The sequence below is a fragment of the Paenibacillus zanthoxyli JH29 genome (assembly GCF_000520715.1).
In the GTDB taxonomy this organism is placed as follows: domain Bacteria; phylum Bacillota; class Bacilli; order Paenibacillales; family Paenibacillaceae; genus Paenibacillus_AQ; species Paenibacillus_AQ zanthoxyli.
The window spans coordinates 1-8,688 of sequence record NZ_ASSD01000357.1 but is presented as its reverse complement, the minus strand read 5'-3'; the positions used below and the strand labels follow the sequence as shown (position 1 = coordinate 8,688).

General features: G+C 50.5%; 10 protein-coding genes. 7 read left to right on the top strand and 3 right to left on the bottom strand.

The genetic code is table 11. The features are described 5' to 3' along the window. Positions 1 to 333, top strand: a 333-nt coding sequence (locus L691_RS0112930; RefSeq protein WP_025690931.1) for a uroporphyrinogen-III C-methyltransferase, incomplete at its 5' end; no start/stop codon positions are given. A gap of 143 nt (positions 334 to 476) precedes the next feature. Here L691_RS0112930 and L691_RS0112925 read toward each other — a convergent pair. Further along, positions 477 to 1,244: a hypothetical protein gene (locus L691_RS0112925; protein WP_025690930.1), complete on the bottom strand. Its 768-nt coding sequence runs from the start codon at positions 1,242 to 1,244 to the stop codon at positions 477 to 479. Positions 1,245 to 1,361: 117 nt separating this feature from the next. On the opposite strand from L691_RS0112925, the gene L691_RS0112920 reads away from it, so the two are divergent. Then, complete coding sequence (locus L691_RS0112920; protein ID WP_025690929.1) at positions 1,362 to 1,634, top strand: hypothetical protein; 273 nt, start codon at positions 1,362 to 1,364, stop codon at positions 1,632 to 1,634. Between the two features lie 240 nt (positions 1,635 to 1,874). Here L691_RS0112920 and L691_RS0112910 read toward each other — a convergent pair whose 3' ends face one another. Beyond that, positions 1,875 to 2,543 (bottom strand): SOS response-associated peptidase, encoded by a 669-nt coding sequence (locus L691_RS0112910; protein ID WP_025690928.1) that lies wholly within the window; start codon positions 2,541 to 2,543, stop codon positions 1,875 to 1,877. A 531-nt stretch (positions 2,544 to 3,074) separates the two neighbouring features. On the opposite strand from L691_RS0112910, the gene L691_RS0112905 reads away from it, so the two are divergent. The 4 genes from L691_RS0112905 (at position 3,075) to coaD (ending at position 6,335) form a co-directional block, all read left to right on the top strand. Continuing rightward, positions 3,075 to 3,281 carry a CCE_0567 family metalloprotein gene (locus L691_RS0112905; protein WP_025690927.1) on the top strand — a complete coding sequence of 69 codons (207 nt, stop codon included), beginning with the start codon at positions 3,075 to 3,077 and terminating at the stop codon, positions 3,279 to 3,281. A 151-nt stretch (positions 3,282 to 3,432) separates the two neighbouring features. Further along, entirely contained in the window at positions 3,433 to 4,896 is a 1,464-nt protein-coding gene (locus L691_RS0112900) for a glycosyl hydrolase (protein ID WP_025690926.1), read from the top strand. 339 nt (positions 4,897 to 5,235) lie between these two features. Beyond that, positions 5,236 to 5,826 carry a 16S rRNA (guanine(966)-N(2))-methyltransferase RsmD gene (rsmD, locus tag L691_RS0112895; RefSeq protein WP_025690925.1) on the top strand — a complete coding sequence of 197 codons (591 nt, stop codon included), beginning with the start codon at positions 5,236 to 5,238 and terminating at the stop codon, positions 5,824 to 5,826. Then, a complete protein-coding gene (gene coaD, locus L691_RS0112890; RefSeq protein ID WP_025690924.1) occupies positions 5,823 to 6,335 on the top strand; it encodes a pantetheine-phosphate adenylyltransferase in 513 nt (170 codons plus the stop codon). The genes rsmD and coaD overlap by 4 nt, the downstream gene beginning before the upstream one ends. Here the strand turns inward: coaD and L691_RS28800 are convergent. Beyond that, positions 6,313 to 7,473: a nucleoside recognition domain-containing protein gene (locus L691_RS28800; RefSeq protein WP_051459366.1), complete on the bottom strand. Its 1,161-nt coding sequence runs from the start codon at positions 7,471 to 7,473 to the stop codon at positions 6,313 to 6,315. The two genes, coaD and L691_RS28800, sit on opposite strands and share 23 nt — an antisense overlap. A gap of 226 nt (positions 7,474 to 7,699) precedes the next feature. Here L691_RS28800 and L691_RS0112880 point away from each other — a divergent pair. Further along, positions 7,700 to 8,688: SepM family pheromone-processing serine protease (locus L691_RS0112880; RefSeq protein WP_025690922.1), on the top strand; the 989-nt coding region annotated here is incomplete at its 3' end.

Here is an 8,688-nt window from a genome sequence, read left to right as displayed (position 1 = left end):
GCCAGCCGCTGCGGGGATCATAAGGCGCCTGTGGACTGGGAGTATCTTGCCCGCGGCGTGGATACGATAGCCGTATATATGGGCGTCGGCCGGCTTGGACAATTCCGGGAGGAACTGCTTCGCCATGGCAAGGAAAGCTCAACGCCGGTGGCGTTGATCGAGAACGGAACGACGAGCCGGCAGCGGACGATTACAGGAACACTGGACAATATCGAACAGCTGGCATCCGCGTACCGGATCGGCAATCCGGCGATGATTATCATCGGGGAAGTCGTGAAGGTGAAAGAGCAGTTGATGAAATGGGCATCGGCTCCTAGTGAACAAATCGGATAACGTCCAATTTTCGAATAGATTGTTTCAGTTTGGCCGCATGGGTTAATGTATACACATGAACCCCCTTTTTTTATAGATGTTTGGCTCCGCCTTCTTGGCGGAGTTTTTTTTTGAAAAATAAGACTTTATAAGCTTCTTGCACTTTAAGTCACCTTCATGAACCGTTTCGCGAATTGATCGCGGTAGTCTTTGGTGAAAAAAGGACCGCTGATCTGTTCTCTCCACTGCTGCTCGGTCTTGATGCTGTCCAGATCGGCATTATAAAATTTCTCAATCGAACCTTTGGTCAGCGAGACCGAATAGGTCTTCCCTTTATACGGCAGAGTGATGTCGATAGAAGCCGTGCCCGGAAATTGATGGAACAGCCGCGTCGATTCTTCCATTAAAATAGCATTAACAGCGTCAACAGAGCTGAACACGTTCGTGTAGTCGGATGAGGTAAGGTTTTCACTTGGATTGGCTTTTTTGTATTCCGCGAAGCTGTTAAAGAAGTGAATCTCAATATTATCCGTTCCGATGCCAACGTCTCTTATAAATGGTGAGGCCTTCAACTGGCGCGTATAAGCCAGCACTTCTTGTTTTGGCAGAGGCACTTGGTCCGCAGAAATCGGTTGACTTGGCGCAGCAGATGGTTGAGCGGTCACTGCCGGAGTATTCGTAGCAGGCGCTGCTGACGTTGGCGATTCACTCGGCGCTGTGGAGTTTTCGGCCGAAACGCCGGGCGCCGGAGCCGTAGAAGGAGTGACCGTAGCTTCCGCCGAAGGTTCCTGCGAACCGGCAGACGTTGGCGAAGCCGAGGGCAAGGCCGTCTGGGTTGTCTGCTTCCCGGTGTCAATCACACTCATGATCCCCAAGGCAATGATGACGATAAGTACCCAGAACCACCATCTGGTGTAGATGGGTTTTTTCATATTCATAACCTCCTTGGCGCTAATGTTGGTGCTACTTTCAGTTTAGCAGAATTGACGCGCAAGGTTAAATTGGGATAGCCTGAAAAATATATATTATACCAGGGGGAGATCATTATTTTGGATCAGACGATCTACTGGATCGGCGGATCGGCCTGTGCCGGAAAAAGTACAATAGCCAAAAGGTATGCGGAGAAGCATGGGCTGGCCCTATATGCTTGTGATGAGCATCTGGACAGCCACTTGAAGAACATTGCCGCCCGAAATCAGCCTGCCATGTATAAAATTTCGAAGATGAGTTATAATGAAGCTTTTTATTTACGGACAGTTCAGGAACAGTTAGAAGAGTATATCTCATTTTTCAAAGAAGATTTTATAAGGCGATATGGATGATCCCTACCGAACCGTTTCAGCGTCATCATTACAGCCAGCGAATCTGGATACAGGATATACTTAACTCCACGGTGACCCGGCAGCGGTTTTTGACAATTGGATGAACAGGGATGCAAGATTTGCTGAATATATTGAACAAGAGGCCCAGGCTTTGAATCTCGGCGTACTAAAAGTAGACGGCAGTCGAGACCTGGAAGCGACCTTTAACCGGATCGAGGAATACTTCGGCCCTGCTGAAGCTTAAGCTTCATCTATTAAATCCTTTGAATCATTACGCACGTTGCCGACCTTTGTTGAGACGGGATAAGCTTTCATTTTCTCGGCACCGAACGGCTTCAGCAATTTGGCAAGACCGTCTATATCGTGATTGCTCCGCTCCAGCCACAGACCGACGTCCTCCGGACGGAGAATTACCGGCATCCGGTTATGGATCTCTGCTGTCAGATCATTCGGTTCCGTGGTGATGATGGCGCAGGTGGCTAGCTTTTTTCCATCCGCATCCATCCAAATATCATAAATTCCAGCCAGCGAAAAAATACCGCCGTCACGCATCAGAATTCGCATCGGCTGCTTGCTTCCATCGCGATTGCGCCATTCATAGAATCCGTCTGCCGGAATGATGCAGCGCCGCGAGGACAGAAGCCGTCTGAACGAAGGTTTGTCCGTCAGCGTCTCGGCGCGGATATTGATCATTTTGCCGCCGGATTTGTCGTCCTTCGCCCAGGATGGAACAAGGCCCCAGCGCAGCTGCCCGATGCGGTTGGCGGCGCCGGTGCCGATTACGGCAGGGATATACTGCATAGGCGCGGCATTATATTTTGGAGCGTAATTAACGATCGTCACGTCCTGGGTGTAATATTGCAGCATAAGCTCTTCCATTGTTACCGTTATCGTATAGCGTCCGCACATCTTCAGCACCCCCGAGCAAGGTTTGTCATAATAATAAGACAAGTCTCTCCTATGTTCAACGGCGATACTTTCGTTTCCTCTTGCTTGGCCCAATCTGTCTTTTCACTTTGCCGGATTCATCTGTTTCGATGATATACAGGTCTCTCACGCTTGCCGAGAGAACAAACCACTCTGTATGGGCTTCAGCTTCATTTAAGGGTCCGATTATTCTTTTTCCTCTATAACAAATAAAAAACACTCCGGCACCTGGTAATTGATCTGGTTACTTCATATGCATATTCTAGTGTTCCGCAAGGAATTTATATGTAAAAATCCACATAGTTTCGACTAAAAATATACATATTCTTTTTTTTGGTTCAGATGAGATAAGATTTGGAGAAAGTATTAAGTGATCGTAAAAGAAAATAGATAGTTTAGAAGAGTATTGTAACATTTATAACATTAAAATAATTATTAAAATGCTATAAATATCATATATAATAAGAATGGGCTGTAGTAGGCGAGGGCGGCTCAAATTAGGAGGAGAAACGTATGGAGCAAATCGATAAGCTGAAAGAAGAGATTAAAGAATTGAACAGTGCAGCCATCAGCTTGCAGAATCAGCTTCACGATCTGGCGGAGGGCTTGCCGATGCATTTGGAAGAACTCCCCGAATTGGCGCGTCGAACCTTTGAGACTTTTTCTGAACTGACAGCCAAGAGACAGGAATTGAAGAGCCTGAAATCACAGCAAGTTTGAGATTGTATGACATAGAAATCTAATAGGATGATAGTTGATGCTGGAGCTTATCCAACCGCCGTAACGGGTGATGGATAGGTTCTTTTTTTATGCGCAAAGCCGTGTCACAGGTATCTTTGTCTACATACACTATCAAAAAAAGGGGGTGATAGTGCTGGATAATAGAAAGCTTCAAAATCTGTTGTACTCTGCTTCAAAATTTGTCACCGATGTGGTGTGGCAGAGCGAATACAGGAATCTGATCAAGGAACCGGCCAATCCGGATATATCCAGTCAGGTCAGGTCGCTTCTTGAAAATCTGTACGCTGTGCGGGGGAAAGGGATTCTTACCGGACAGCATGAGTATTTGGAGGTTCCGTACACGTATACCGAACAAGTAAAAGCCCTGACAGGGGTATATCCCGCTTTGAAAGGAGTGGAATTCGGGGGGATCACCGGACAGACAGCCGAACAATTGGACAATCAGCGGCAAAATGTAATTACGGCCTGCAAAGCCTGGCATGCGTCCAGCGGTATCCTTACGGCAACCTACCATGCTGCTTATCCAGGGACTGCGCCGCTTTGGGAACAGGTTCAGCGCAAGACGGACCAGTCCGAATTCGACCAAATCATAACGCCCGGTACGGCACTCTATACGGCCTTACTTGTAGATATGGACAGCGTAGCGGTCTATCTCAAGCAGCTGCGGGATGCCGAAATACCGCTTCTCTGGCGGCCATATCACGAAATGAACGGAGACTGGTTCTGGTGGGGCAGAAAAAATAACTTCCCGGCTCTCTGGGAGATCATGTATGACCGCTTCACTGATTATCACGGCCTCAATAACCTGTTGTGGGTTTGGAGCGCCAATGCCAACAATCAATGGTCGGATGAAGCTAAGCGATACTATGTCGGACACGACAGGGCGGATGTGCTCGGCATGGATATATATAATAACGATTACAATCAGGACTATTACTTGGAATTGCTTGAAATCGGTCAGGGAAAGCTCACGGCCATTACGGAGAACGGCCAACTTCCTAATATGACGAACATAAGAACAAGACAGCCTGAGTATTCGTGGTTCCTTACCTGGGGAAAAGATCTGAAAATGAAAAATTCGGATGCGGCGATCCAAAGCGTTTTTGGAGATCCGTACGCCCTGAACCGAGGGGAAGAGCCATCCCCGCCCGAAACGTATCCACCCGATACTACTGTTGGAGACGGGCTGCTGGGCAACTACTATATCGGAAAAGAGTTCAATACACTCAAGGTGACCAAGGTTATCCCGAAAGTTGATTTTGATTGGAAAAAGGGGACGACGGTTGGCGATTATGCGATGTCTGTCAGATGGACTGGCTTTATTAAGGCGGCATATACAGAAATGTATACCTTGTACACCAATGCTTCAGATGGAGTGCGTCTTTACATCGACGGCAGCTTGATAATCGACGATTGGATAGTACACAGTACGATAGAGAATTCGGCAGCGGTGCCAATGGAAGCCGGGAAATACTATTATGTCAAATTGGAGTATTTCAATAATGGTGATCCCGAGGCTGTAGTGCAGTTGTTATGGTCAAGCTACGGCCAGACAAAGGAAGTGATTCCGCAGTCCCGGTTATATTCCAAGTAAGCGAAGAGCATTGCTGTGGAGGCAGTGCTTTTTTTGTACAAAAAATTCGGGGCCCTCTTTCGAGAGCCCCTTTCATGGGAGAGGAGAAACCGGACGAAGAGCTTATGGGGAAGCGTAAGCTTGCTCCGCGGTTGTCTACGACATTTTGTGATGTCGATAGTTAAAGGATAGCCCGCAAGTGCCGGATTTATACCTAAGCGTCAAAATAATTTTGTCAACTTGCTGCGTGCGGCGGGTTGCGACAAAGTTTTTATTTAACGGCGGGAATGTGGTACGATAATCGTGAAATTATGTCGTTTTGGCGTAATAAATAGAGAAACAGAGCAGGTGAAGCAAGCATTGAGAGTGGTGTCGGGCACAGCCAAAGGAAGACCCTTAAAAAGCGTTCCGGGAACCGGAACACGTCCTACGACCGACAAGGTCAAGGAAGCGATTTTCAGTATGATCGGTCCTTATTTCGATGGAGGCGCGGCCCTGGATTTGTTCGCGGGTAGCGGCGGACTTGGGATCGAAGCCCTGAGCAGAGGCATGGACAGCGCCGTATTTATTGATATGGAGCCGAAAGCAATCGACACGGTACGTGACAACCTGAAGGCGGCAAGGCTGGCAGATAAGGCCGAGGTTTACCGTAACGATGCGAATAAGGCGCTGGCAGCGCTGGAGAAGCGGGGACGGTCGTTCGATCTTGTCTTTTTGGACCCTCCGTACCGGCATAAATTCGGGGACGAGCTAATGTCCATAATGGCGGGCAAAGGACTGCTGAGACAAGACGCGGTCATTGTACTGGAGCACGAATCGGGCTATGAATATCCCGAGCATATTCCCGGTTTTAGCCGGATGCGATATGCATTGTACGGCGAGACGGCGGTATCCATTTACTGTTATGGGTCCGGCTCAGAAACCGACAAGGATGAGGGGGCGCAAGAGTGAATCTGCAAATCAGAGAGGAAAGAGTCGCAATTTACCCCGGCAGCTTCGATCCGGTGACGCTTGGTCATATCGATATTATTGAACGGGCCGCGAAGCAGTTTGACCGTCTGATTGTGGCTGTACTAAATAATTTAAGCAAGAATCCGCTGTTTACGGTGGAGGAGCGCGCCGATCTGCTTCGTCAGGTGACCGCGCATCTTCCCAATGTGGAAGTTGATATCTTCCGGGATTTGCTTGCCAACTATATCAGGCAAAAAGAGGCTCAGGTGATCGTACGCGGCATCCGCACCGTCTCCGATTTCGAATACGAACTGCAAATCGCCACCATTAACAGCAAGCTGAATTCAGACGCGGAAACGATCTTTATGATGACGAATCCGAAATATTCGTATCTCAGCTCCAGCGTAGTCAAGGAAATCGGCCATTTCGGCGGAGACTTGACCGATTTTGTGACTCCGGAAGTCGAGCGGGCAATGCGGCTGAAGTTCAGCGGGAACGGCCACGGATAGCCGAGGCAAGCCGGACGGCAGCGGACAGCAGCAGCAGGGTGAGCAGCATAAGCAAATGCATGCCGACCAGTTTTGGAAAAGAGCTCCAGATCGCTGTAATACCGGATGTTCCGGATAAATTCATCTCTCCGCCGGCCAGAACGGGTAATGCCGATTCCTGAAATGCTGTAAGCGGTTTGTACAGCAGCAGTGTGAGAATGAACGCATAGCCGCCATGCAGCAGCCTTCCAGCGGCAAAGGGAAGATAGCGTACCCCGGCTGGCTTGAGTACCGCCAAGGACTGAAGCTGTGCGCAGATGCCGCTCCATCCTAGAGCTCCAGACAGCAGTGCAAGCTCCAGTGGACCCAAGGATAAGTACGGATTGGACGGCATTGTTCCGGACGTCATGGCCTGTGCTCCGAGATGAAGCTCCAGCAGAGCAGAGGTAAGGGCTGCTGGCAGCTGCGGCCGCAGCCCTGATATGATGCTGATAACGACGGCAAATATAATAATGTAGCCTCCTGCCAGCATCAGGCACTGTACAGTGGCGCTTACCGACTCGCCCAGCAGTCTGCCGAAGCTGCGCCCATCCCTTGCGCGAGCGTCCGCAGCGGCGGATATCGCCCGGCGGATGAGAGAAGTCCGGCGTCCGGCGGAGGCTTTCGCCGGAGAAGCGGTTTCTGCGGGGCGCGCAGCCCTGGCGGATACCGTCACACCAGCAGCAAGCCCCGCAAGCCAATGTACGGCCAGCAAGCCGTAACCGGCTGCGGGGCTGTGAAGCATGGAGGCTCCAACCACAATCAGGAGCGTGACCGGACTGGCGAAATGGGCAAGCGACGCCAGGCGTTCGGCTTCCCTGCCGGAGATTTCGCCCTGCCGGTACAGCTGGGCCGCTCCCTGAGCACCGCCGGGAAATCCGGACGTCATCCCGAGCGCCAGCGTCCACCCCGCGCTGCCCGGGAGCCGGAAGACAAGCCTCGTAAGAGGTTCCAAAAGAACACCGATAGCATGAACGAAACCGGAGGCGCTCAGCATTTCTGACAGCATCAGAAAAGGCATCAGGGCCGGAAAGACCAGCGTCCACCACAGCTTCAAACCTTGAAGCGAGGCGTTAAAAGAGCTTTCAGGCGAGGAAATGATGGCCGCTGCGAGAAGCATTGCCAGGCCTCCGGATAGAAATGGAGCCGATTTTTTGGCTATTCGGGCGATGTTTAGGTTCATTTTTTATTTCACCTCTTCATAGCTTGGGAGCAGACGAGTTTCTAACAATTTATGCGGACCAGTCCACCGCCATGCTTAACCAGGGAACGGAACCGCAAGATTACTCTACACAAATACATAACCAAGAGGAACGCCAGAGTCTATTGGAAAGAGGGGAACCCCAGTGAGACAGTATAGACACAGAACGGGAATTCGCGCCGCGGCTTATCTGTTTACGCTCATCGTGTTGGTTTACGTAGTTGTTTTCATGGGGACTCCCTATATAGTGTATCAGCCGGGAGACGCCTCCGAGGTGGCGCCCATGATCAAGGTTGAGAATGAGGATAGAGCTGAAAAGGGAACCTTCATGATGACGACCGTCTCCGCCAGCTACGCCAATGTGGCGCTGCTGCTCTATTCGGCGTTGAATCCCAACGCGGAAATAGCCCGAAAGGCCGAAAGGCTTAAGAATCAGACGGAGGAGGAATACGCGGCTACACAGATATACTATATGAGCAGTTCGCAGTCGAACGCCGTGGAGGCCGCTTACAAAGCAGCAAAGATTCCTTTCCGTGACACGACAGAATATTTGTTCGTCTTCTCTGTTCCCGGAGAAGCTGGCCATAAGCAGTTTAAGCCCGGGGACAAGATTCTCACCGTTGCAGGGCAGCAGGTCACCGATCCGGAAGCGCTGAGCCAATTGCTGTCTTCCAGAAAAATAGGGGATCAGGTGGCGGTATCGCTGGAGCGTGGCGGAAAGAAGCTTAAGGAGGACGTAACCCTCGTTGAGATTAAAGACAAAGGCAAGACAGCGGTAAGGCCGGGTCTTGGCGTTGTCATCGGCGCCGTTCAGAAGGTGGAAGCGTCGGAGGCTGGAAGGGAAGTCAGCTTTACCGACACGGATGTCGGCGGGCCCTCGGCGGGCTTGATGTTCACTATGGAGATATATAATCGGCTGACGAAGGGCGATTTGACCAAAGGGTACAGAGTCGCCGGAACCGGCACGATTGATCCAAGTGGGGAAGTAGGTCAAATCGGGGGTGTTCAGTTCAAAATCGTTGCCGCCGACCGAAAGGGGGCGGAAATCTTTTTCGTTCCGGTCCAGAATTATGCAGTCGCCAAGGCAAAAGCGGATAAAATCGGCGCCAAGATGAGGCTGGTGCCGGTAACGAC

Coding starts and splice junctions, on each gene's coding strand:
- L691_RS0112925 (WP_025690930.1), bottom strand. CDS start 1,244: ATGAAAAAACCCATCTACACCAGATGGTGGTTCTGGGTACTTATCGTC.
- L691_RS0112910 (WP_025690928.1), bottom strand. CDS start 2,543: ATGTGCGGACGCTATACGATAACGGTAACAATGGAAGAGCTTATGCTG.
- L691_RS0112905 (WP_025690927.1), top strand. CDS start 3,075: ATGGAGCAAATCGATAAGCTGAAAGAAGAGATTAAAGAATTGAACAGT.
- L691_RS28800 (WP_051459366.1), bottom strand. CDS start 7,473: ATGCTTCTCGCAGCGGCCATCATTTCCTCGCCTGAAAGCTCTTTTAAC.